The organism is Candidatus Levibacter sp. Uisw_134_01, assembly GCF_047717795.1.
Taxonomy (GTDB): domain Bacteria; phylum Pseudomonadota; class Alphaproteobacteria; order Puniceispirillales; family Marisalimonadaceae; genus Marisalimonas.
The window spans coordinates 1,372,468-1,396,431 of record NZ_CP159808.1; the positions used below are offsets into that span (position 1 = coordinate 1,372,468).

20 protein-coding genes are annotated in these 23,964 nt (G+C 31.2%); 6 read left to right on the top strand and 14 right to left on the bottom strand.

Annotated elements, in window-relative coordinates; genetic code table 11:
- Window positions 1–30: 30 nt before the first annotated feature.
- A complete protein-coding gene (gene eda, locus ABXT66_RS07075) occupies window positions 31–651 on the bottom strand; it encodes a bifunctional 4-hydroxy-2-oxoglutarate aldolase/2-dehydro-3-deoxy-phosphogluconate aldolase (RefSeq protein WP_443642789.1) in 621 nt (206 codons plus the stop codon).
- 94 nt (window positions 652–745) lie between these two features.
- Between eda and denD the strand changes: the two genes are divergently transcribed.
- The 3 genes from denD to ABXT66_RS07090 all read left to right on the top strand — a co-directional run bounded on the left by denD (window position 746) and on the right by ABXT66_RS07090 (window position 6,204).
- On the top strand, window positions 746–1,717 hold the full coding sequence (gene denD, locus ABXT66_RS07080) for a D-erythronate dehydrogenase (RefSeq protein ID WP_443642790.1): 972 nt from the start codon (window positions 746–748) through the stop codon (window positions 1,715–1,717).
- Window positions 1,718–1,752: 35 nt separating this feature from the next.
- Complete coding sequence (locus ABXT66_RS07085) at window positions 1,753–5,361, top strand: hydantoinase B/oxoprolinase family protein (protein ID WP_443642791.1); 3,609 nt, start codon at window positions 1,753–1,755, stop codon at window positions 5,359–5,361.
- Window positions 5,362–5,469: 108 nt separating this feature from the next.
- Window positions 5,470–6,204 carry a hypothetical protein gene (locus ABXT66_RS07090; protein ID WP_443642792.1) on the top strand — a complete coding sequence of 245 codons (735 nt, stop codon included), beginning with the start codon at window positions 5,470–5,472 and terminating at the stop codon, window positions 6,202–6,204.
- 65 nt (window positions 6,205–6,269) lie between these two features.
- Here ABXT66_RS07090 and ABXT66_RS07095 read toward each other — a convergent pair whose 3' ends face one another.
- Complete coding sequence (locus tag ABXT66_RS07095) at window positions 6,270–6,485, bottom strand: recombinase family protein (protein WP_443642793.1); 216 nt, start codon at window positions 6,483–6,485, stop codon at window positions 6,270–6,272.
- A 307-nt stretch (window positions 6,486–6,792) separates the two neighbouring features.
- Here ABXT66_RS07095 and ABXT66_RS07100 point away from each other — a divergent pair, with 307 nt between their 5' ends.
- Entirely contained in the window at window positions 6,793–7,350 is a 558-nt protein-coding gene (locus ABXT66_RS07100; RefSeq protein ID WP_443642794.1) for a hypothetical protein, read from the top strand.
- A gap of 105 nt (window positions 7,351–7,455) precedes the next feature.
- On the opposite strand, the gene ABXT66_RS07105 is transcribed toward ABXT66_RS07100, so the two are convergent.
- Together ABXT66_RS07105 and glmS are read right to left on the bottom strand one after the other, a co-directional pair.
- Window positions 7,456–7,815 carry a recombinase family protein gene (locus ABXT66_RS07105; protein ID WP_443642795.1) on the bottom strand — a complete coding sequence of 120 codons (360 nt, stop codon included), beginning with the start codon at window positions 7,813–7,815 and terminating at the stop codon, window positions 7,456–7,458.
- Window positions 7,808–9,655 carry a glutamine--fructose-6-phosphate transaminase (isomerizing) gene (glmS, locus tag ABXT66_RS07110; protein WP_443642796.1) on the bottom strand — a complete coding sequence of 616 codons (1,848 nt, stop codon included), beginning with the start codon at window positions 9,653–9,655 and terminating at the stop codon, window positions 7,808–7,810. Before glmS ends, ABXT66_RS07105 begins: the two co-directional genes overlap by 8 nt.
- 92 nt (window positions 9,656–9,747) lie before the next feature.
- On the opposite strand from glmS, the gene glmU reads away from it, so the two are divergent.
- Window positions 9,748–11,040, top strand: a complete 1,293-nt coding sequence (gene glmU, locus ABXT66_RS07115; protein WP_443642797.1) for a bifunctional UDP-N-acetylglucosamine diphosphorylase/glucosamine-1-phosphate N-acetyltransferase GlmU — start codon at window positions 9,748–9,750, stop codon at window positions 11,038–11,040.
- A gap of 9 nt (window positions 11,041–11,049) precedes the next feature.
- Here glmU and ABXT66_RS07120 read toward each other — a convergent pair whose 3' ends face one another.
- The 10 genes from ABXT66_RS07120 to miaA all read right to left on the bottom strand — a co-directional run bounded on the left by ABXT66_RS07120 (window position 11,050) and on the right by miaA (window position 23,020).
- Window positions 11,050–11,850, bottom strand: a complete 801-nt coding sequence (locus ABXT66_RS07120; protein WP_443642798.1) for a hypothetical protein — start codon at window positions 11,848–11,850, stop codon at window positions 11,050–11,052.
- Window positions 11,851–11,864: 14 nt separating this feature from the next.
- Window positions 11,865–12,854 (bottom strand): putative transporter, encoded by a 990-nt coding sequence (locus tag ABXT66_RS07125; protein ID WP_443642799.1) that lies wholly within the window; start codon window positions 12,852–12,854, stop codon window positions 11,865–11,867.
- A 24-nt stretch (window positions 12,855–12,878) separates the two neighbouring features.
- Entirely contained in the window at window positions 12,879–14,003 is a 1,125-nt protein-coding gene (rodA, locus tag ABXT66_RS07130) for a rod shape-determining protein RodA (protein ID WP_443642800.1), read from the bottom strand.
- A gap of 22 nt (window positions 14,004–14,025) precedes the next feature.
- Window positions 14,026–15,957 carry a penicillin-binding protein 2 gene (gene mrdA / locus ABXT66_RS07135; RefSeq protein WP_443642801.1) on the bottom strand — a complete coding sequence of 644 codons (1,932 nt, stop codon included), beginning with the start codon at window positions 15,955–15,957 and terminating at the stop codon, window positions 14,026–14,028.
- A 524-nt stretch (window positions 15,958–16,481) separates the two neighbouring features.
- Entirely contained in the window at window positions 16,482–17,417 is a 936-nt protein-coding gene (mreC, locus tag ABXT66_RS07140; protein WP_443642802.1) for a rod shape-determining protein MreC, read from the bottom strand.
- A 33-nt stretch (window positions 17,418–17,450) separates the two neighbouring features.
- Window positions 17,451–18,488, bottom strand: coding sequence for a rod shape-determining protein (locus ABXT66_RS07145; protein ID WP_443642803.1), 1,038 nt, complete (start codon window positions 18,486–18,488; stop codon window positions 17,451–17,453).
- 99 nt (window positions 18,489–18,587) lie between these two features.
- Window positions 18,588–19,607 carry a ketol-acid reductoisomerase gene (ilvC, locus tag ABXT66_RS07150; RefSeq protein ID WP_443642804.1) on the bottom strand — a complete coding sequence of 340 codons (1,020 nt, stop codon included), beginning with the start codon at window positions 19,605–19,607 and terminating at the stop codon, window positions 18,588–18,590.
- A gap of 48 nt (window positions 19,608–19,655) precedes the next feature.
- Window positions 19,656–20,216, bottom strand: coding sequence for an acetolactate synthase small subunit (gene ilvN, locus ABXT66_RS07155; protein ID WP_443642805.1), 561 nt, complete (start codon window positions 20,214–20,216; stop codon window positions 19,656–19,658).
- Between the two features lie 12 nt (window positions 20,217–20,228).
- Entirely contained in the window at window positions 20,229–21,992 is a 1,764-nt protein-coding gene (gene ilvB, locus ABXT66_RS07160; RefSeq protein ID WP_443642806.1) for a biosynthetic-type acetolactate synthase large subunit, read from the bottom strand.
- Window positions 21,993–22,099: 107 nt separating this feature from the next.
- Window positions 22,100–23,020, bottom strand: coding sequence for a tRNA (adenosine(37)-N6)-dimethylallyltransferase MiaA (gene miaA / locus ABXT66_RS07165; RefSeq protein WP_443642807.1), 921 nt, complete (start codon window positions 23,018–23,020; stop codon window positions 22,100–22,102).
- Between the two features lie 28 nt (window positions 23,021–23,048).
- On the opposite strand from miaA, the gene serB reads away from it, so the two are divergent.
- On the top strand, window positions 23,049–23,963 hold the full coding sequence (gene serB, locus ABXT66_RS07170; RefSeq protein ID WP_443642808.1) for a phosphoserine phosphatase SerB: 915 nt from the start codon (window positions 23,049–23,051) through the stop codon (window positions 23,961–23,963).
- The last annotated feature ends 1 nt before the right edge of the window (window position 23,964 follow it).

Consider the following 23,964-nt stretch of genomic DNA (forward strand, 5'->3'; position numbering starts at 1 on the left):
TCATAAAATAATATAGAAATAATTGATGTATTAGCTTCTTAATTTAGAAGCTAATAATGCTCTTCTTTCAATTTCGTTATAATCTTCATTATTTGAAGGGATAATCCAACTACCACCAACGCAAATAACATTATTTTGTTTCAGCCATTCTGTTGCATTTTCTTGATTAACTCCTCCTGTAGGACAAAACACTATGTCTGGAAATGGTCCATTAAGAGATTTAATATAATTAATACCTCCCGCAGCCTCTGCAGGAAAAAACTTAAATGATTTATATCCAAGACTAATTAAATTCATTATGTCACTAGAATTTGCAATACCAGGAAGAAAAGGAAACTTCATATCAAGAGCTTTTGTTGCCAATGAAATTGTAGAACCAGGACTTACAGCAAAAGAAGCACCTGCACTCTTTATATCTTGAAGATCTTTTTCATTTAAAACAGTTCCTGCACCAACCATAAGAGAAGGAAATTTTTTTGATGCAATCTCAATTACTTTTAAAGCACACGAAGTTCTTAATGTAATCTCAACTACTTTAAGGTTACCTTTTATTAATGATTCAAATAAATGTTCTACTTTGTCAACCTTGTTGATTACTAAAACAGGCATTACAGGTGACATTGTTAAAATTGACTTTATAGAATAATGCATTTGGTTTCCAAAAAAATATTTTTTATTTTAAGTTTGTATCTAAATATGTTGTTATACAAAAATCTTCAATAAATAATTTTAAAAAGAGGTCTTTATGAAAATTTTAATACTGGGTGGAGCTGGAATGATTGGGCAAAAATTGCTTAGTCTTATTTTACAAAAAAAAGAAATTAAAAGTAAAAAAGTTAGTGAAATCACATTATTTGACATTATAAATGCCCCTTATCCAGAAAATTCAAGCATACCTATAATTACAAAATCTGGCGATATATCAGACCCTAAGGTAAGTAATGATTTGATACTAACTAAACCAGATATTATTTTTCATCTTGCAGCTATAGTTTCGGGGCAAGCTGAACAAGAATTTGACCTTGGATGGAATATTAATACTAAAGGAAGTTGGGGCTTGTTTGAGGCTATAAGATCTCAAGGTGATAGTTATTGTCCTAGAGTTGTATTTACAAGTTCAATTGCCGTTTTTGGTTCTCCATTTCCCGATCTAATACCTGATGATTTTTTTACTACCCCTCTTACCTCTTACGGGGCACAAAAAGCTATTTCTGAATTGTTATTAGCTGACTATTCAAGAAAAGGAATGGTTGATGGTATATCTATAAGATTACCAACAATATGTGTTAGACCAGGAAAACCAAACTTAGCTGCTTCAGGTTTTTTTTCTGGCATTATTAGAGAACCTCTCAATGGTCAAGAAGCAATATTACCAGTCGATACTGATGTAAGACATTGGCATGCCACTCCTAGATCTGCCGCAGGATTTTTAATACATGCAGCTGAGCTTGATACATCAAAATTAAATAATAGAATAACCTTGAACATGCCAGGTCTTTCTGTGACTGTTCAAGAACAAATTGAAGCACTCGGAAGAGTTGCAGGAAATGACGTTGTTAAATTAATTAAATATCAACCAGATCCAGTAATTAAAAAAATTGTTAGTGGATGGGCAAGAAACTTTAGCACAAAAAGATCTCTTGATTTAGGTTTCAAAGCCGAAACAACCTTCGATGAAATAATTCAAATTTATATTGAAGATGATTTAAAGAAATAAATTTTATTATTCATATTAATTAATGGTGTTAGACAATGTGGCAATTCTGGATTGATAGAGGTGGGACTTTTACAGATATCGTGGCAAGAAAACCTAATGGATCAATTATAATTGATAAACTTTTATCTGAAAATTCTGGTATTTATAAAGATGCAGCAATCGCTGGTATCAAAAAAATTCTAAATTTAAAAAATGAAGATAAAATACCTGTTGATAAAATATCATCAGTGAAAATGGGGACAACGGTTGCCACAAATGCTCTTCTTGAGAGAAAAGGTGATAGAACACTCTTATTAATAACCAAAGGTTTTGGAGATTTATTAAGAATTGGATATCAAAATAGGCCGTTACTATTTGATTTAAATATTAATCTTCCAGAACTTTTATATGATCGTGTAGTTGAAGTTTCTGAAAGATTAGACGCAAACGGCAATGTATTAAAACACCTCAATGAAAAAGAAGTAAGAGCATCCTTAAAGAAAGCTAAAATTGATGGTATAGACAGTGTTGCAATAGCATTTATGCATTCTTACATCAATCCTAACCACGAAGATAAAATAGCTAAAATAGCAGAAGAAGAAAATTACAGTCAAATTTCAGTTAGCCATAAAGTCTCCCCTTTAATAAAATTAGTTGGAAGAGGTGATACCACTGTCGTAGATGCATACTTATCTCCAATTCTTCGACGGTATGTAAATCAAGTCTCAGAAGAACTAAAAAGTAGCAAATCTACAAAATTAATGTTTATGCAATCAAATGGTGGATTAACAGATGCCAATCTCTTTCAAGGAAAAGATGCTCTTTTGTCTGGCCCAGCTGGTGGTGTTGTCAGTATGGTACAAACAGGAATGCAAGCTGGTTATAACAAATTAATTGGCTTTGACATGGGAGGAACGTCTACTGATGTATGTCACTATGCTGGTGAATATGAAAGATCTTTTGAAACTGAATTAGCAGGTGTCCGAATAAGAGCACCCATGATGCAAATTAATACTGTTGCAGCAGGTGGAGGATCAATTCTTTCATTTAAAGATGGCAGATTTCAAGTGGGGCCAGAAAGTGCTGGTGCTATACCTGGACCAGCTTCTTATGGTAAAGGTGGCCCTTTAACAGTCACAGATTGTAACGTTTTACTTGGAAAACTCCATCCTGAACATTTTCCAAGTGTTTTTGGCCCAAATGGAAATGATCCATTGGACGTTGAAGTCGTTAGAAAAAAATTTACGGAGTTATCAAAACATATAGCACAACAAACAAAAAAATCACAAATGGATGAAATCTCAATGGCAGAAGGTTTTTTAAAAATTGCTATTGAGAATATGGCCAATGCAATTAAGAAAATATCCATTCAAAAAGGTTATGATGTTACTAATTATACAATGAATTGTTTTGGAGGAGCTGGTGGACAACATGCTTGTCATGTTGCTGACTCACTAGGTATAACTAATGTTTTGGTTCATCCATATGCAGGCGTACTATCTGCATACGGCATGGGTTTAGCAGAAATAAGAAGCATTAGAGAACGTCATTTTGACAAAAACTTAAATCAAATTAAAGAGGCTAACACTTTGATTGATAATTTATCATTGTTGGCAAAAGAGGATTTAAAAAAACAAGATATTAAAAATTCTGCAATTACTTTAGTTAAAAAAGCATTTTTACATTATCAAGGTTCTCATCAAAATTTAGAAGTTAATTTTGATAATGTCAAAAAAATGAGAGATTCTTTTGAACAAGAACATAAGAAAAGATTTGGTTTTTTTGTTGCAGAAAGATCAATTTTTATTGAAATGCTAACAGTGGAAGCCATTGGTAACTCTTCTGAACACCAAGATTTTACTAAAGTTTCAAGCCCTCCAATAAATGCCCAGCCTATATCCTATAAAAAAATGTATGTAAACACTTCTGAAAATTCTGTTCCAATTTATCTTAGATCAGAACTAAAAGCTGATCAGAAAATATTTGGACCTGCTATTATATGCGAAGCAACAGGAACAAACATTGTTGAACAAGGATGGTCTGGATATTTAGATAAATATCAAAATCTAATTTTGTCTAGACTTGAAGAGAAAAAAATAGAAAATGGAATAGGAACTTCAGTTGACGTAGTTATGCTTGAAGTTTTTAACAATCTATTTATGAATATAGCCGAGCAAATGGGTGCCACATTAGCTAACACTGCATTTTCTGTAAATATTAAAGAACGGTTAGACTTTTCTTGCGCTCTTTTTAATAATCAAGGAGCATTAGTCGCAAATGCCCCTCATGTCCCTGTTCACTTAGGCTCAATGTCTGAGGCAATAAGAACTGTCATAAAATTAAATAAAGATAACATATTTCCAGGTGATGTATTTGTATTGAATGCCCCTTTTAATGGAGGCACTCATCTTCCTGATGTTACAGTCATTACACCCGTTTTTGATGAAGCAGGTAAAGAAATTATTTTCTTTGTAGCTTCAAGAGGTCATCATGCTGATATTGGAGGCACAACACCTGGTTCTGGACCACCTGATTCAAAACATATTGAAGAAGAAGGTGTACTCATTGATAATTTTAAAATGTTTGATAAAGGCGTTTTTAAAGAAAAAGAAATGAAAAATATTTTATCTTCAGGTAAATACCCATGTAGAAATGTTGAACATAATATGGCAGACCTAGCAGCTCAAGTTGCTGCAAATAAAACTGGTATTAATGAAATAAAATCTATGATTGATCAGTTTGGTATTGAAACAGTTCAAGCCTATATGAACCATGTTCAAGATAACGCCGAAGAATGCATTAGAAATGCAATTACAAAACTAAGTGAAGGTAAGTACGAATACGAACTAGATAATGGTGAGTTTATAAAGGTAACAATAAGAATTGATAAAATAAAACGTGAGGCCACAATTGACTTTACAGGGACAGCCGAAAAAAATCCGTTTAATTATAATGCACCTATGGCGGTCTGTCATGCAGTAATTCTCTATGTGTTCAGAACTTTAGTTGGCAACAATATTCCTTTAAATGAAGGCTGTTTTAAACCACTAAATATTATAATTCCCAACAACTCAATGATAAATGCAAAATATCCTTCAGCTGTCATTGCAGGTAATACAGAAGTAAGTCAATTAACATGTAACGCTTTGTTTGGAGCTCTTGGAGTAATTGCGGGTAGCCAAGCTACTATGAATAATTTTATTTGGGGTAATGATAAAATTCAAAATTATGAAACTATTTGCGGTGGTACTGGAGCAGGACCAAATTTTCACGGAACTTCAGCCGTTCAGACACATATGACAAATACTAGAAGCACAGATCCAGAAGTTTTAGAAACAAGATTCCCTGTGCGATTAGAGGAATTTTCTATTAGAAAAAATTCAGGTGGGAAAGGTAACTATTCTGGCGGTGATGGAGTGACAAGAAAATTAAGATTTCTGGAACCCATGACAGTTACAACATTATGCTCACATAGAAGAGTAAAACCTTTTGGAGTTAATGGGGGTAAACCGGGTGAATGTGGTAAAGAATGGCTCGAAACAAATGATGGTAAAATTGTAAACTTAAAAGGAAATGATAGCTGTCAAGTCAGAGAAAACGATCTTTTCATTATGGAAACACCAGGTGGTGGAGGTTTTGGCTCATTTGATAATCTTAAGAAGTGATACTTTGTACTCACTCCACTGTTAATGCTGATGCAAATTTTCTTGGTTGAACGTAAAACATTATTTTGGTATTTTTAAACTTAATAAAAATTAAATTATTACATAAACATGAAAAAAATACTTTTTATTCTCATTGCATTTTTTTTACAAAGTTGCGTAACTGCAACTTCATATTACTCAAAATCCGACAAATATGTAACTTTTAAGGGTTTACCTTGCTCTTTTAATGGGGTTCAAGTAAAGGGCATCAATAATGCTGCGACTCTTGGGAAAAAAACACAAAACTGTTGTCCCTCATGTAAGGGATATAAATCAAAAAAAGGTCAGACGCTTCACGTTAAAAGAGGGACACCTGTTTTAGCGATTGCAGATATGACGCTTATTACTGCTACTAATAGGAGTGCAAAACAAAGGACAGGAAGGTCTGGTAGGCAAAATACTAATTTTAGTGTTTCAAAACCTTATGATGATCTAAAACTTTTGTTTGAAGATAAATATGGTAATTATATAATTTACTATCATTTAATGTCTGATAATCCTTTTGTCCCTGGATTTGGAAAAGGTAAGTGCACTATCCCATTAGAATTTCAAACAGAACGAGAGAAAAGAAATGCTTTTAATTGTGGAGGTTATGTAAAAAGAGATGTTAAAAAAGGTGAATTTATTGGTTATGTTGGATCAACAGGTGGAAGAACTGGAGATCATATTTCTTTAGGTATTGATGTAAACACAGACGATCCAAGGTTCAAGGGAAAGAGTGGTCTTGTTGTTCCATCTCATAATTTTACTTGGGAAAACAAACCAACTAATGATCCCTTAAAATATTTGCTTCCTATTAAATAGAATTATTATGAGATAAATTGTTTTCATAATTAAAATATTAACTAGTAAATTTAAGTAAACTTATTTTAAATTTCATATTCTTCCCACATTTTAGAAAACTTAGGATTATATTTTCTATTTCTAAATTTAATTCTTTCTTGTCTTTCACTAAATCTCTTCAAAACAGAATATACATAATTAGATTTCCAAATATGTCCATTTTCAGTAGTAAAACCTTTTTCATTTAAATATGACGCAATTCTGCGGTACCCTAAACCATTATCATGTAGTGTCTTAATCAATCTATAACGAGAGTACTGTTTTTTAGAAAATTTGTTAGGATTTTGCTCTGAAATAAGGTTGTTAAATCTTATTTTTACGTTGAAACAAATGTATCTAATTGAAGTTTTTTTAGTCAAGAAAAGACTGTTCTCACTCACTCCACGGTGAACGATTTGTGGGGTTGTGTGGTTTTATAATTATGAGAATACAAAAAATTAAAAGCATAGTAATTATGCGTCAAAAATATATACTGAACATCAAATTTTCAATACCCCATACTTAGGATAATGTTCTTAAAAAAACTATAAAAGTTGGAAGATTTTTTATATGAAAAATAAAATTATTATCGCACTAGTTTCATTTTTTTTAGGGACGCTTTTATGTTTTCACCTTGGAATAATGATGCTGCCATGTAAGTTTGATTTAATGCCAAGAATTGGGAGTGTCTGTATAATCAATGAAACTATTTCAATAGGCGGCGGAATAACCTATGCTGGTGAATTCAAAAACGGCAAACCTTCTTATGGTCGCTTAAATTACTCACAATTACGTGAAATAATTGAAAAAAAAGGACAAAATAATAGTTCAGAAGTGCAATCATATAAATTGGAGACCACTATATTAAATTCACTAAAGAGTTCAATCATAAAAATGATAGAAAACCAAAACTCAGTAGAAGTAAAACCCCTTAACATTGATTATGATTTTGATACTAATGCTTGGGTAATGTTTTCGTACTTTGGTGAATTTTCAAAATTGAAACCACATGGTGAAGGTAAATTAGAAACTATCATGTTTATGGGTAAAAATATCCTCAGTACGAAAGTTCTAGAGGGTTATTGGGAAAATGGAACATTAGTAAAAAACGGTTCTTTTTCTGACTAAAAGTATTCTCACAAAATATTTTAACTCGTAAGTAGTTTTATTAAATCAAATAATTAAAATTCTAAAAAAATTAACGTTGATGAATTGATGATTTTACTACTAGCATCATAAACCATACATTGTTGCCTTTCTTTTCTTCAATTTGAGTTTTAAGTTTTGAATAATAGGTTGAAACCTAATTTCCTTTCTTTCATCTGCAATCTTTTTCTTTTTAAGAATAGAAAATACATGAGTATTTTTGAATGTCCGTCCTCTGGTTGTTTTGTAACCATGTTCATTTAACCAATAAGAAATTTTTCTATAACCTATTCCAGAGTTATGTTTCTCTTTGATAATTTCCCAGAGTTTTTGTTGGTATGAAGAGTATTTTATTTTTTTGAGATTGGGTGCAGTGATTTTAATCGTAAATGATAGAAAAACTTGAATGTTTGAATTATCTAAAACCCACCTAACCCCATCATTCAACTGTTACTGATTTTGCTAAATTTCTAGGTTGATCTACATCCGTACCTCTTTCTTTAGCAACATGATACGCCAATAATTGTGCTGGAATAGACATAAGCACGGGTGACAATACAGATTTAAATTCATCTGAAAAATTAGGTATTTCAATTTTAAAATGAGCAAACGGAGCTTTATCTATACATGCTTTATCAGCAAATAAAAATATTTTTGCGCCTCTTGAGTGTGCTTCTTGTAAGTTGCTAATCGACTTATCTTCAAGACCATCAGCAATTAAGAACATAATTACAGGCAACTTGTCCTCTATTAAGGCTATTGGTCCATGTTTCATCTCACCTGCAGCGAATCCTTCAGCATGGATATAACTTAACTCTTTAAGTTTAAGAGCTCCTTCTAATGCTAATGGATAAAGATAACCTCTACCTAAAAATATCACACTATTAGCATTTTTTATTGCCTGAGCAACTGTAATTATTTGGCTTTCTAATTCTAACATTTTAGAAATAGCTCGAGGTAGTTTGTTCAAATAAGAGACGTAACTTTCTATTTTAGGTGGTTTTAAATTATTAAATTTTTTACCTAGCGCAATCGCTATTAAAAATAAAATTACTAATTGCGATGTAAATGATTTAGTACTAGCTACACCAATCTCTGGTCCAACCTTAGTACGCAAACTATAATCAACTTCTCTATCAATAGTACTCCCCTCTACATTGACAATAGCATTTGTTTTTAGACCAAGTTTTTTTGCATATCTAAGAGCCATAAGAGTGTCTAAACTTTCACCAGACTGAGATATAACTAACATAGAGCTTTGTCCAAATATAGATGGCTCTCGATACCTATACTCTGAAGCAAGATCAACAATTACAGGAACATCTGCAATTTGTTCAATCCAATATTTACCTATCAAAGCTGCGTAATAACTTGTTCCAGCTGCACAAATAATTAAAGAACTTTTTTGACTAAAACCTAATTTATCTAGATCTATATCAATAGTTGATTTGGGATTTATAAATGAAGAGATAGTGTGAGGAATAACTGAAGGTTGTTCATAAATTTCTTTTTCCATAAAATGCTTATAACCACCCTTGGTGATTAAGCCTAATTCAGATTGAACATTAATTATTTTTCTATCAATTTTATTAGATTCATTATTAAAAATTTCAATGTTATTAACTTTAATTAATGCATAATCACCATCTTCAAGATAAATTATTTTATTTGTTAAATGATTAATTGACTGAGCGTCAGATCCAACAAAATTTGATCCCTCACCTAATCCGATAGCCAAAGGTGAAGAATTTCTAGACACAAACAATTGATCAGGAAAATCTAAACAAATTGCAACAAATGCAAATGCACCTTTGATATCTTTTAGCACTAGCCTCCCTGCTTGCAGAAAGTCATGACCTTTTTTTAAATACTTGTTAAATAGATGAGGCAAAACTTCAGTATCGGTTTGACTTGTAAAAACATATCCTTCAGACTCTAATGTTTTCTTAATTGAAGCATAATTTTCTATAATACCATTATGAACTACAGCAACTCTATTTTCACTAGTTAATGGATGTGCATTTTTTATGTTAACATTGCCGTGAGTAGCCCATCTAGTATGCCCTAGAGCTATAGAAGTGTCATAATACAAATTATCTTTAGTTAAATCATTTACTTTATTAATTAAGTTTACAAGTTTTCCTTCAGACTTAGCGACTTGAATTGATTTTTGATAAAAGGATGCGATGCCTGCAGAATCATACCCTCTATATTCTAATTTTTTTAAACCCTCAAGGACAAGTGAACTTGCATTTTTTTTGCCTATAATACCGACAACACCACACATAACATATCCTCTAAATATAAAAAATTTCTTTGAATTTTTATTGTTAAACTTTTAAGCTTTATATTTTTAATCTTAAGTTATATAACATTTTTATGGATATATGTTCAATAATATTAAGTGCCGGTAAGGGAAATAGGATGTCTTCTGATATCCCTAAACCATTACATACAATTTCTGGGAAATCTATGCTTCAATGGGTTATTGATGCAAATAAAGCAGCTAAAATAGAAAAATCTATAATTGTAATCCCTGAAAATAATGACCTTATAAAAGGTATTACGAGTGATTTAAAAACAGTAACACAACCTGTAGCTCTAGGAACTGGTGATGCTGTCAAAAAGGCAACTCAACAATTAAGAGAATTTACAGGTATAATACTTGTATGTTTTGCAGATACGCCATTTATAACTCCTAAATCTTTACTTAAAATCATAAAAGCATTTAATAATGATACCAAGCTTGTGATTTCAGGCTTTAAAAAAAAGGAAAAAAATAATTATGGTAAAGTTATTTTTTCAGAAAAAAATAGTCCCGTTGAGATAATTGAACAAAAAGATGCTGAACTTAAAAATATTAATTCGCAATTTTGTAATGGCGGTATTATGGCTATACACAGCTCAGTAATAAACGATCTAGATAAAATTGAAAAAAACACAATAACCAACGAATATTATTTAACAGAATTAGTAAAGATTTTAAGTTTACAAAATAAAGGAATTGTCTTTGTTGAGATAAATGAAAATGAAATTTTAGGAATCAATAACCAAATTGATTTATCAATTGCAGAAAAAATTGCTCAACATTCTCTAAGAAAACAAGCTATGTTAAATGGCGTAAAATTAATTGATCCAGAATCTGTTTTTCTTAATTTTGACACTGAGATAAGTAAAAACGTAACTATTCACCCTAATGTTGTATTTGGTAAAAATGTTAAGATTTCTTCAGCAGTTGAGATCAAATCATTTTCACATATTGAAGATTGCGAAATACATGAAAATTGTGTAATCGGCCCCTTTGCAAGAATTAGGGGCGAAAGCATCTTAGGTAAGGAAACTAAAATTGGGAATTTTGTTGAGATAAAGAAAAGTAATTTGGACAAAAAAGTTAAAATCAACCATTTATCATACATAGGAGATAGTGAGATAGGTACATCTACAAATATTGGAGCGGGAACAATTACTTGTAATTATGATGGACACAATAAAAATAAAACAATAATAGGTAAAAATTCTTTTATAGGTTCTAATTCAACAATTATTGCTCCAATTAAAATTGGGGACGAAGTAACTTTAGGAGCGGGAAGTGTTTTTAATCAAGACGTACCAGACGACAGCCTATCAATAGGTAGAGCTCGACAAATAATTAAAGATAAAAAGAAATCTTAAATCATCTGACTAATATCCTCTATAAGACAATCTATTGTGAGTAAACAAACCTGGAGCAATTACGATGTCAAATTTTTGTTTTCTCCACCAAGAATTATTCAACTCAATTTCTATATTTTTAAATCCATTAATCTTTTTTTTTGTATTTATTTCTTCTGCCTTTTTTACAATTATGTCTAAATATTTTTTTCTATCTACTAAAATTCCTAAATTTGCCCAGTTTAAAACAGAACTAGGTACTCGGTAAAAGCCATTAGCAATTGCATAGACCTTATCTGGGTGACGTTTATCAGGATTGCTGATTACATAAGTTGACGTTCCTATTAATTTTTCTGCTTTTGAAGGTCTTAACAATCTCTTCATACGAGAAACAAAAGTATTTGACCAATAGCTTTTATATTTCTTGAGAGCTACAAATGGCTCTCCCGGATCGTTTCTATTTCTTAATCTAACTTGAATAACGTTAGGCATTGATAACAGCTCTATAGAAGCTTTTAATTGATCGTAAGTTGTTTGTTTATTTTCTATTAATGGCAAGTCATTCTCTAACAATAATAAAGGTCCACTCGGCATTAGTTCTGCTAAAGTTTTAAAACCATGAAGAATACCTTTATTTTTTTTTATTAAAATTGGTTGATAATTGAATTCTGTAGCTATTTTTAATCCTTCCTCTGTATATTCAGGCAAACAAATAAACTTTTTATTTGTAAGTAAAGACAAGCCGTTTTTTTGATATGAAATAAGTGAATTAACTAAACTGTCGTAACCTTGCCAACTTAAAATACCAATTGAAAAATTAAGAGTAGACATTATAAATTTTCTAATTATGACTGATTAACATCAATATCTTCTAAAATGAGTGCTTCAAATTCTCTCAGACGTTTATATACGCTCGCTAATTCAATAATAGTTGGCCATGCTTTTAATAAATATTGCATAGACCCCTCAACTCTTCCAAAAGCTCTAATAATCTGTTGCATAACACCAAGTGTTACAACACCTGCAACAATGGCTGGTGCTAAAAACACATAAGCAGATAAAACATTAGCTTGTAAATAAGCCATACGTCCAACATTAAAATATAAATAACGAAGATAACTTAAAAAATGGATACTCCTAACATCATCAAATAATTCTTCAATCTTTTTTGGTCTAATATTTCCATCATCTTCTGCAATGACGAGTAACTTTCTATACGCAGCTTCTTTCTTTTGTAAATCGTATTCCACTCCTACTAACCTTAATATCCACCCTAACGCTATTAAAAAGATGGTTCCACCTAAAGTCCATATCAAAGCACCTGTGATCAGACCGTATTGCCAATCTCCAAAGAAAAATATTGGAATTCCAACTGACAATCCTAATAATATTGGAATAAACTGAATTAAAACCATTATTGATTCAATTAAACTTGTACCAAGTGATTCCATTATTCGAGAAAACTTTATTGTATCTTCTTGAACTCTTTGAGCTGCTCCCTCAATGTTACTAGCTCTTTCATAAACTGAGTGATACCACTCAACCATAGCTGCCCGCCATCTAAATAAGAAGTGAGCTGTAAAAAAACTAATAATTACATAAACTGATACATATAAACCAGCTAATGAAATAAATGAAAACAAGCTTTCCCAGTATTCTTCAATTGTAATTGAATTAGGTTTAGATAAAGCTTTTTGGATCATATCATAAAATTCTCCAAACCACTTATTAATTTCAACATCAATTTTTACTTGAACCCAAAGTGATGATAAAATTACAAATGATCCAATCCATGACCATAAAAGCCATTTTTTTATTACAAAAAATCTAAACATCTGAAACCCTTTAAATATTGCTGATTATGCTTCATTTTTATGTACATTGATACTTAACACTACTCCTACACTAATCAAAATCGTGAATAACGAAGTTCCACCGTAACTTATTAATGGCAAAGGTGCTCCCACAACAGGCAATAATCCACATACCATACCTATATTTAGAGTTAAGTAGAGAAATATTAATAATCCTACACCAAAAACTATTACTTTTGAAAATAAAGTGTCTACAGTAAAACTAATTTTAACAATAGATGCAATCAATACACAAAAAATTAAAATTATAGTCATCGCTCCAAAAAAACCTAATTCTTCAGAAATTAAAGTAAAAATAAAATCTGTGTGTTTTTCAGGTAAATAATTCAATCTGCTTTGACTTCCTAATAAATAACCTTTTCCAAAGAGCCCTCCTGAACCAATCGCTATTTTAGATTGTATGATCTGGTAACCACTGCCTAAACTGTCAATTTCGGGATTAAGAAAAACTAAAATTCTATTCTTTTGATAATTATATAACTGTTGCCAAATTATTGGGACAGAAGAAATAAACGTTAATAAAAATATAAAAACAAACTTTAGAGACACACCCACATAAAAAAGTATTGCAAATCCTAATATAATTATAGTTAATCCCGTTCCTAAATCTGGTTGAGAAATTACAATCAAACCTGGTATAATGATATATAAAATTGGAATGACGTAAGAAAACAGTCTGTTGAAGTTGATTTTTGATAATTGATCAAAATATCTAGCTAACATTAAAATTAATGCAAATTTCATCAGCTCAGATGGTTGAACGTTTAATCCACCTATCGTAATCCATCTTTGAACGCTTCCAACACCAAAAAACTTAACAAAAACAAGTGACAGTAAGCCTAATAAAAATGATATCAGAGTGAGTTTATAAAAAAATTTTGGATGTATAAATGTTATTATAAACATTAAAAATACACCTATAATTAATCTTATTAAGTGACTTTTTGCCCATGGATTCCAATTGCCTCCCGCTGCTGAGTATAACGCAGCAACCCCCACTAAACCTAAAAAAACAACACATAAAACCATAACCCAATTAATTTTTAAAAATTTAGTTAATAAAATATTAGTAGGATTGTCTGTAGAAAATTTATTGCTTTTATAATTCATAATTCTTTACACATTTTATATTTTATATTTTAAACAAATTTTTAAATACATCTCTAGCTATGGGTGCCGCAACTGAGGAGCCACTTCCTCCATGCTCAACGACAACACTTATAGCGTATTTTGGCTTAGAAATTGGAGCGTAACCAACAAAAAGTGCATGATCTCTTTTTTTCCATGGTCTATCTTCATTTTTAATTAGACCTTTTTCTCTTTCTTCTTCAGTAATTCTTACAACTTGCACGGTTCCAGTTTTACCAGCCATTTCAACCTTTTTAGATCCAATTTTATATTTTTTTGCAGTACCTTTTTTGCCAAGTACAACCTCTTCCATTGATTTTTTTATAAATTTTAGATGTTCTTGGTTAATATCAAGATTGTTAAATTCTTTGTTATTATTGTTTTTAATTAAAGAAGGATTAATAGCGTATTTACTATTTGCAATTCTAGATACCATGGTTACAAGTTGAAGAGGAGTGGTTAAAATGTATCCTTGACCAATTGATGCGTTTAAAGTTTCTCCATATGTCCAATTCACACCGTCTCTTTGCAATTTCCATTTAATATTTGGCACCACGCCTTTTGTTTTTTCATCTGTCTCAATATTATAATATTGCCCTAAACCAAGTTTTTTCATCATGACAGCAATTTTATCTATACCTACCTTTAAACCTAACTCATAAAAAAATACGTCACATGATTGCTCAATTGCCTGCATTAAATTTAGACTTCCATGTCCATTCTTGGCCCAACAATGAAAATTACTAGTTCCAAACTCTTTTACTCCAGTGCATGAAAACTTAGTCTTATAATTAATAATTCCACTTTCAAGTGCTGCTAATGCAACTGCCATTTTAATAGTGGACCCTGGAGGGTATACTCCAGACATGCTTCTGTTAAGTAGAGGAGATCTAGTATTATTTTTTAATACACTCCACTCATTATCACTTAATCCATTAGAAAACATATTCGGATTAAACCCAGGTGAAGAAACACAACATAAAAGTTCACCATTTTCAACATCCATAACTATAACTGAACCCGAATGTGGATTAACTATCTTATTGGCTTGATTAGTATAAACAAAGTTATTATCAATGTATGAAATGTTTTCGTTAACTTCAATCTGCTTTTTAATTACTTTATTTTGAATCGACGTTAAATTATAATTACCCATTTCTAATCTTTGCATTGCAAAAGCTTGTAAACTCATGTCTAACGAAACTTGTATATCTTCACCAGAACCGGTTTGCTCATAAATCCGTGTGTCTATAACATGACCTTTTGATGTCACTTCATTTCTTTTTCTTCCAAATTTGCCTCGTAACTCAGTATCAAAAAACTTTTCCAAGCCTCTTTTCCCAACATCAAGACCAGGAACCGTCACCACATTACTATCAAGTTTATCTAATTTTGAAAATACACCTGTATATCCAGTAACATGACCTACTATTTTCCCTTGAGGATAAACCCTTTTCTTTGAAATTAAAAAAGTAATTTCTGGAAATTCTACATTCCTTACTGCTAATTTTGAGACATCTCTTTGAGAAAGGTTTCTTGTTATCAAAATTTCTTTAGGGTTATTGTTTTTTTTTTCATTCAAAGAAGAGTAGAATCGATCAAGATCTTTTTTATCAATATATATAATTTGTGATATTTTATAAATTAAAGCTTTAACATCTAACGATTCACTCCAATTTAACACAAGAGAAAAACTATCCATGTTACCTGCTAAAAGACGCATTTTCCTATCTAATATTCTACCTCGTTCTGGAGGAATAATAAAATAGTTAAATTGGTTTTGATTCGATAGCTTCTTATATTTCTGATTTTCAATTATTTGTAGGTCAAAAAATCTCCAACTTATACCTCCAACTACAAGAGTTTTTAAAAATGAAAGAAAAAAAAATCTTCTAGTTAGAGTTTGCTCTAATATTTTTTGATTATTATTTTTCATGCATCAACTTTTAAATAATCTTTGAATAAAATAAAATGAATTTATAATAATGTTTACAATTGGAAATGATACCAAGGTTATTCCAATATAATATAATATTGGACTGAGATCAGGAATTTTTAAATTCAACAACATATTAATTAACAAAGTTACAGTAAATGCAATAACAAAAATTATGGTAAAATATAACCAATCATCTTCATGTTTTTCATCAGCAATGTTAATTCTGATATTCTCAGTTAAATATTTAAACAATAAAAAGTAAATAGAAGTTAAACCTAAATTATTCCCTAAAAAAACATCATTTAATAAACCAATGCAAATTAAATTGAAATTAGAAAGTATATAATTAAATTTCTTAATAAACAAAAAAATTATAATCGAAACTAAACTCGGGGTTGCAGTATTAAATATTAGAAAAAAACTTAGAGATACTTCGATGTTGATCAAAAAAAAGATACCTATAAAAAAAAAGATGCTTTTTGATAAATTATATATAAAATAAAATATAAGATTATTATTCATTAATCTTCAGCACTCTCAATTTTTCTTCTTCCACTCGAATCGATTCCCTTAAGACCCCGAGAGGTCTTGGGTTTTTGCATAGGTGCAAAACCATCAAAGTCATTATTAGCATCTTGAGGTAAATTAAAATTTGTTATAATTGAAATATAAGTAATCCTATTAAGATCTACAGAAGGCTTTACGGAGTATTTCCCAGAAAAAGTTTTAACTACATTTCCAATATTTATGCCTGCGGGCAGTCTGCCACCATGACCAGATGTTTCCAAAGATTCACCTTCAATAAGAGTTGCTTCAGAAGATAAAAATTTGATTTTTAACAATTGACTATTCTGTCCTTGAATGATTGCTGGCCAATTACTTTGTGTTAAATAAGCAGGTATCATTGAATTAATATCTATAATTAATAATATTCTACTAGAATTAAAACTAACATTAACCACATAACCAACTAATCCAAGAGAAGAAATAGCTGGTTGACCTATTTTTACTCCATCTTTAGTACCTGCATCAATTAAAACTGTGTTAGCAAACGTGCCTCCAGGTGATGTTAATGCTCTACCAGTAACTATTCTAATTTTATTTTGGGGTATGGAGTTTAATAATTTTCTTAACTCTAATAATTCAAGTTCATTACTTGCAATTTTACTATTTGAAACTCTAAGTCTTCTAATTTCACTTTTTAGCCTTATATTTTCGTCTCTTAAAGATCCCGTTGATTTTACTTCTTCAAGAACACCCGCTATTTCTTTAACAGGCTTGTTAAACATATAGGTGATTGGAGCTGTAAAATCAGACACAAAAGCTTTGAAATTTCTTACTGCAATAAGATCTAATTTTCCTAAAAAAACTAAAATTAAGCATAATAAAACTAAAAAGAAATTAAAGTTTTTTGAGTATTTGAATGTTTTTTTATTTGACGGCTTGCCTGAAACCACCTGATACCACTCGAAAAAAAAAGTTAATATAAACTAAACACCTATCAACACGTTTCTTAAAGATTTCATTTCATCAAGACAACGGCCTGTTCCCATTACTACACAAGTAAGAGGATCTTCAGCAATTACAACAGGTAATCCAGTAGCTTCTCTTATCGTTGTATCTAGATCTCCTAAAAGAGCTCCACCTCCAGTAAGCACTATACCTCTTTCGACTATATCGGCAGCTAATTCTGGTGGTGTTTGTTCTAATGCTGTTTTAGTAGCTTCAATAATTTGACCAACTGGCTCAGCCAAAGCTTCACAAATTTGAGCTTGATTTATTTCAATTTCTTTTGGGACCCCATTTACTAAATCTCTACCTCTAACTTCAATACTTGCACCTACACCATCTTTGGGTATTTTTGCTGTTGCAATTCCCTTTTTTATTCTCTCAGCTGTCATCTCTCCAATTAATAAATTATGATGACGTCTGATAAATGCCACTATTGCATCATCAAATTTATCACCACCTACCCTAACTGATCGAGCATAAACGATATTACCTAATGATAAAATAGCTACCTCTGTGGTACCCCCTCCAATATCGACTACCATTGAACCTGATGCTTCTGTAACTGGTAAATTTGCTCCAATTGCTGCAGCCATAGGCTCTTCAATAAGATACACTCTTCTAGCACCAGCAGCTTCTGCTGATTCTTGTATTGCTCTTCTTTCTACTGCAGTTGCTCCAGATGGTACGCATATCACTACCTGAGGACTAACTAAAGCTGATCTTTTATGAACTTTTCTAATAAAATGTTTAATCATTTCTTCTGCGACATCAAAATCGGCAATCACTCCATCTGCCATTGGCCTGATTGCTTTTATATTCCCAGGAGTTTTACCAAGCATGGTTTTTGCTTCTTCACCCACTGCTAATACTTGGGATTTACCTCTTATCTCTGTGATTGCTACTACAGAAGGTTCGTTTAAAAGAATACCCTGACCTTTGACGTAAACTAGTGTATTTGCAGTACCCAGATCAATTGCAAGGTCAGCAGAAAGTAATCCTCTTAAATATCCAAACATTTGTAATTCCTTATAAACTATTTACAATCCTAGTTAATAAATATTATTATCATAGAAAACAAGATAAATAATTAATTTAAAGTAAAGTTTAAATAAATTCTAATTTTTATCTTTATCTACTAATCTGTTAGCAGTAATCCAAGGCATCATAGCCCTTAGTTCATTTCCCACAGCTTCTATTGGATGGTCAGCAACTTTCCTACGAGTAGCTTTAAAACTAGTTTGATTAACCTTGTTTTCTAACATCCAATCACGCGTAAATTTTCCCGACTGAATATCTTCTAGTATTCTTTTCATTTCAGCCTTAGTTTCTGAAGTTATTAGCCTAGGACCAGTAACATATTCTCCGTATTCTGCAGTATTACTGATGGAATAATTCATGTTTGCAATTCCACCTTCATATATCAAATCAACTATTAATTTAACTTCGTGAAGACACTCAAAATAAGCCATTTCTGGAGCATAACCAGCCTCAGTCAGAGTTTCATAACCTGCTCTAATTAACTCCACCAAACCTCCGCATAACACTGTTTGTTCTCCAAACAAGTCAGTCTCACACTCTTCTTTAAATGTGGTTTCAATCACGCCTGACCTTCCTCCTCCAACAGCAGAAGCATAAGACAAGCCAATATCATGTGTGTTACCAGAAACATCTTGATCAATTGCTATTAAACAAGGAACTCCTCCACCTTTTTGATATTCAGATCTCACTGTATGGCCAGGACCTTTTGGAGCAACCATAAAAACATCAATATCATTTCTGGGTTCTATTAGGTTAAAGTGAACGTTTAATCCGTGAGCAAAAGCTATTGCCGCTCCTGATTTCATATTTTTTTCAATTTCTTCTCTATAAATTTCACCCTGAAGTTCATCAGGGGTTAACATCATTATAACATCAGCCCATTTTGAAGCATCTGCAACATTCATTACTTTAAAACCTGCAGATTTTGCTTTATCTATAGAATTAGAATCTGAACGTAAAGCAACTGCAATCTCCTTTACTCCACTATCTCTTAAATTAGCTGCGTGTGCATGACCTTGACTACCATAACCAACAATAACAACTTTTTTATTTTTAATTAAATTAATATCTGCATCTCTGTCGTAGTACACTCGCATTAAATAACTCCTTAAGTAAGTAAATGAAAAAATATAATAATCTTATTATCAGGTAAGTTTAATTTGTTCTAGTACTTTTGTTTCTGTTTTGTCACCTCTTGAAATTGCAGAAACACCAGTACGTGATATCTCTATATCTCCAAGTGATTTCATCAGCCCTATGAAGGCGTCTATTTTATTAGGCCTTCCTGTTAATTCAAATACAAAACTGCCTAGAGTAACATCTAATGTTCTTGCTCTAAACGTTTCTGCTATTCTCAAAGCCTCTACTCGATTAGCCCCATCAGCAACTAATTTAATTAATGCTAATTCGCTTTTAATAAAAGGACCTTCCAATGTAAGATCCCTTACAAGATGGACAGGAACAATTCTTAAGAGTTGTGACTTTATTTGTTCTATTGTCATAGAAGTACCTCTAGTTACTAGTGATATTCTAGATAAATGACGTCTATTATCTATTTCAGTAACTGTAAGACTTTCAATGTTATAGCCCCTGCCAGAAAACAAACCTATTACCCTTGCAAGAGTTCCAGGTTGATTATCAACAACAAGAGATAATGTTCTTGAAGTTTCTTCTTCATTAATTTCATTATTTTGATATACTGACATCTTAATTACCTTTTAAACTAAAGCTAAACCAGATTCAGATGTATCTGCACCCTTATCATCTGAACTAAGTATCATTTCATTATGGGCCGCACCAGAAGGTATCATTGGAAAACAATTTTCTTCTTTTTCAACTCTAATATCAGCTATAACTGGGCCATTAGTATTGATCATTTCATCAATTGTAGCATCTAAATTACTAACATCATCAACTCTTAAACCTTTTATACCAAAGCTTTTTGCTAACATTATAAAGTCTGGCAAAGAAGATGTGTAACTTTGACTATATCTTGACCCATGATTTAATTCCTGCCACTGTCTTACCATGCCCATCCATTGATTATTTAAAATAAAAATTTTAATTGGTAAATTATACTGAACAATTGTTGAAAGTTCTTGCATGTTCATTAAAAAAGAAGCTTCGCCAGAGATGTCTATAACTAAAGATTTTGGATGAGCAATTTGTACCCCAACAGAAGATGGTAAACCATAACCCATTGTACCCAAACCTCCAGAAGTCATCCAATGTTTAGGGGCAGAAAACCCAAAATATTGAGCAGCCCACATCTGATGTTGACCAACTTCAGTAGTTACATAAGTATCTTTATCTATTGTCTTTTCATATAAAGATTTTATAGCCTGTTGAGGCTTGATAATTGTTGCACCTTGGATAAATCCCAATGAATTCTTGGCTCTCCAATTATTTATTTGATTCCACCAGCTGGATTTAGATTGTATACTTTTTATATTATGACTTTTTTTGATCTCTTTAATCAAAAGAGATAAAACTTCTTTACAGTCGCCAACTATTCCAAAATCCACATGAACGACTTTATTTATTGAAGATTTATCAATGTCAATATGAATTTTTTTTGATTTAGGCGCAAATGCGTTTAATCTTCCAGTAACTCTATCGTCAAACCTAGCTCCCACGTTTAACATTACATCACAATTATGCATTGCTAAATTCGCTTCATAAGTTCCATGCATACCAAGCATACCTAAAAAGTTTTTGTTCTTATTTGAGACTACGCCTAAACCCATAAGTGTCAAAGTTACTGGAGCCTCAAGTAAATTAACTAACTCAGTTAATAAATTAGATGCTTCTAGACCAGCATTAACCACACCACCACCAGCATATATTATTGGTTTTTTTGAATTAATTAACAAGTCAGCAGCTTGACTAATAATTTCAACATCAATTTGTGGTAAAACAGTAGTTAAAATTTTATTAATTTTAGTACGTTTTTTTATATATTGTATATTAGTCAGTTGTATATCTTTTGGAAGATCAATAAGCACTGGCCCTGGCCTTCCTGATGACGCGATTTCGAATGCTTCATGAACCGTAGCACATAACAAATCAGCATTTTTAACTAAATAATTATGTTTTGTACAAGGTCTAGAAATACCTGTAGTGTCCGCTTCTTGGAATGCATCGGTCCCAATTAAATGAGTTGGAACTTGTCCACTAAGACAAACTATTGGAACTGAATCCATTAATGCATCAGTTAAACCAGTAATTGCATTGGTGGCACCTGGACCAGACGTAACCAAAACACAACCTACTTTCCCAGTTGATCTCGCATAACCTTCAGCAGCGTGAACAGCAGCCTGTTCATGCCTCACTAAAACATGTTTAATTTTTTTATTTTTAAAAAGAGCATCGTATAGTGGAAGGACAGCACCACCAGGATATCCAAAAATCACTTCTACACCATTTTCAACTAGGGCTGTGATTACAGCCTCAGCTCCAGTCATTTTATTATCTTTACTCATCAATCAAAACTTCCAATTATATTGTTTTGAATTAAATAACAAAAACTCAAATAACCGTCAATAAATTATTATAATATTGCAATTAAATGGACTTAATTAAAATTTAATTACATATTAATAACTTTATATGGAATATAATTATGCTTAAACCATGTTATTTGTCTTTTCACATAACGTCTCGTATCTCTCATACTCAAGGAAATTGCTTCTTCAAGAGAAATTTCTTTATCTAAATAACTTAGCAGCCATTTAACACCAAGAGATTTAGCAATAGGTAACGATCTATCAACCTTATGATAAATTGATTCCACTTCTGCTAAACCGCCGTCTAAAAGCATTTTATTAAATCTATCGTCACACTTATTATAAAGAGTTTTTCTATCTAAACAGAATAAAAAAGGATAAATAACCTTATCAATTTTTCTTTCTCTTGGTAGACTATGCCAATAAGACATATTTTTTCCTGTTTCGACAAAAACATTATATGCCCTCAATAGCCTCTGCTTATCGTTATTTCTCCTTTTAAAAGAAGGATCTATATCAAAGACCATCTCTTTAAATTTTTCAATGCCAATTTGATTAAACTTTGACAAACATTGTTTTTTTGTTTTTTTGGTTATATTAGGAATTGGTGACAAACCATTTATCACAGCATTTAAATATAAACCAGATCCTCCTACTAGAATGGGTACTTTCTGAAATTTTCTAATATCAATCAGAGTAGACTTTAGATCTAACAACCAATCTGAAACTGAAAAGTTGATATTGGTATCCACATAACCATACAAAAAATGAGGCACATCTTTCATTTCATTTTTTTTTGGCCTTGCTGAGAGTAAGTTAATATCCTTATAAACCTGAACTGAGTCGGCGTTTATTATTGCTCCATTGATTCTTTTAGCAAGTTCAATTGCAATAGAAGATTTACCTGTACAAGTAGCACCAGCAATAATAATCATATCATTTTTCCAAGAATATTTATTTTTGGTTAGGTCAAATGATTTTTCAAAATTTACAGTACTAGACATAATAACTACAATCATATATCAAAATTTTATGGAATTTTATATACTAATAACAGATACAAAAGAATGTAAAATCAATAATTTTATATTAGACTCTATTTCCGGGTATATAGAAGCTAGTACTGGTAAAAAAATACTTTTAAGAGAACTTAGTTCTAATAAAGCATATGAGTGGGTATTTTCTAAAACCATAATAAATGAAGAAACAAAAAATTGGATAAGCAACTTTCTTTCTTCACATAATATAGATTGTAATTTTATTAAATCTGATAAAAACAGAAAAAAAAAATTACTTTTAGCTGATATGGATAGCACGATAATCGAAGAAGAAAGCTTAGATCAGTTAGGAAAATTAATTGGTAAAGAAAAAAATATTATTGAAATTACTGAAGATGCTATGAATGGAATAATAGATTTTGAAGAAGCCTTAATTAGAAGAGTAGCCATGCTAAAAGGTCATTCAGCAGATATATTAGGCCTTTTAAAAGAAAAAATAAATATTAATGTTGGTGCCAAAGAACTAATTAAAACTATGAACTTTAATGGGTCAAAAACTATTTTAGTCTCTGGCGGATTTACTTTTTTGACTGAACACTTAAAAAGTATATTAGGTTTTACCTATGCTCACGCTAACTCACTTGAAATTATACAACAAAAAGGTATCCTCCCCATACTATCTGGGAAAGTCATAGAGCCTATATTAAACAAAAATTCTAAACTAGAATATTTAAGAATGTATATTGAAAAGTATAGATTAAATGATACAGACACAATCTGTGTAGGTGATGGCGCAAATGACATTGAAATGATCAAAAATGCTGATTTTGGAGTATCTTTTAATGGCAAAAAAATACTTGATCAAGAAGCAAATATCCACTTCAAAAACACTAACCTTAGAGGCTTGTTATATGCTCAAGGTTATAGTGATAAAGAGATAATTAAATAAT

Coding starts and splice junctions, on each gene's coding strand:
- ABXT66_RS07085 (WP_443642791.1), top strand. CDS start 1,753: ATGTGGCAATTCTGGATTGATAGAGGTGGGACTTTTACAGATATCGTG.
- ABXT66_RS07125 (WP_443642799.1), bottom strand. CDS start 12,854: ATGTTTAGATTTTTTGTAATAAAAAAATGGCTTTTATGGTCATGGATT.
- ilvB (WP_443642806.1), bottom strand. CDS start 21,992: ATGAGTAAAGATAATAAAATGACTGGAGCTGAGGCTGTAATCACAGCC.
- ABXT66_RS07120 (WP_443642798.1), bottom strand. CDS start 11,850: ATGTCTACTCTTAATTTTTCAATTGGTATTTTAAGTTGGCAAGGTTAC.
- miaA (WP_443642807.1), bottom strand. CDS start 23,020: ATGTCTAGTACTGTAAATTTTGAAAAATCATTTGACCTAACCAAAAAT.
- ABXT66_RS07090 (WP_443642792.1), top strand. CDS start 5,470: ATGAAAAAAATACTTTTTATTCTCATTGCATTTTTTTTACAAAGTTGC.
- ABXT66_RS07145 (WP_443642803.1), bottom strand. CDS start 18,488: ATGTTTGGATATTTAAGAGGATTACTTTCTGCTGACCTTGCAATTGAT.
- ilvC (WP_443642804.1), bottom strand. CDS start 19,607: ATGCGAGTGTACTACGACAGAGATGCAGATATTAATTTAATTAAAAAT.
- glmS (WP_443642796.1), bottom strand. CDS start 9,655: ATGTGTGGTGTTGTCGGTATTATAGGCAAAAAAAATGCAAGTTCACTT.
- glmU (WP_443642797.1), top strand. CDS start 9,748: ATGGATATATGTTCAATAATATTAAGTGCCGGTAAGGGAAATAGGATG.
- mrdA (WP_443642801.1), bottom strand. CDS start 15,957: ATGAAAAATAATAATCAAAAAATATTAGAGCAAACTCTAACTAGAAGA.
- serB (WP_443642808.1), top strand. CDS start 23,049: ATGGAATTTTATATACTAATAACAGATACAAAAGAATGTAAAATCAAT.
- ABXT66_RS07100 (WP_443642794.1), top strand. CDS start 6,793: ATGAAAAATAAAATTATTATCGCACTAGTTTCATTTTTTTTAGGGACG.
- rodA (WP_443642800.1), bottom strand. CDS start 14,003: ATGAATTATAAAAGCAATAAATTTTCTACAGACAATCCTACTAATATT.
- ilvN (WP_443642805.1), bottom strand. CDS start 20,216: ATGTCAGTATATCAAAATAATGAAATTAATGAAGAAGAAACTTCAAGA.
- eda (WP_443642789.1), bottom strand. CDS start 651: ATGCATTATTCTATAAAGTCAATTTTAACAATGTCACCTGTAATGCCT.
- denD (WP_443642790.1), top strand. CDS start 746: ATGAAAATTTTAATACTGGGTGGAGCTGGAATGATTGGGCAAAAATTG.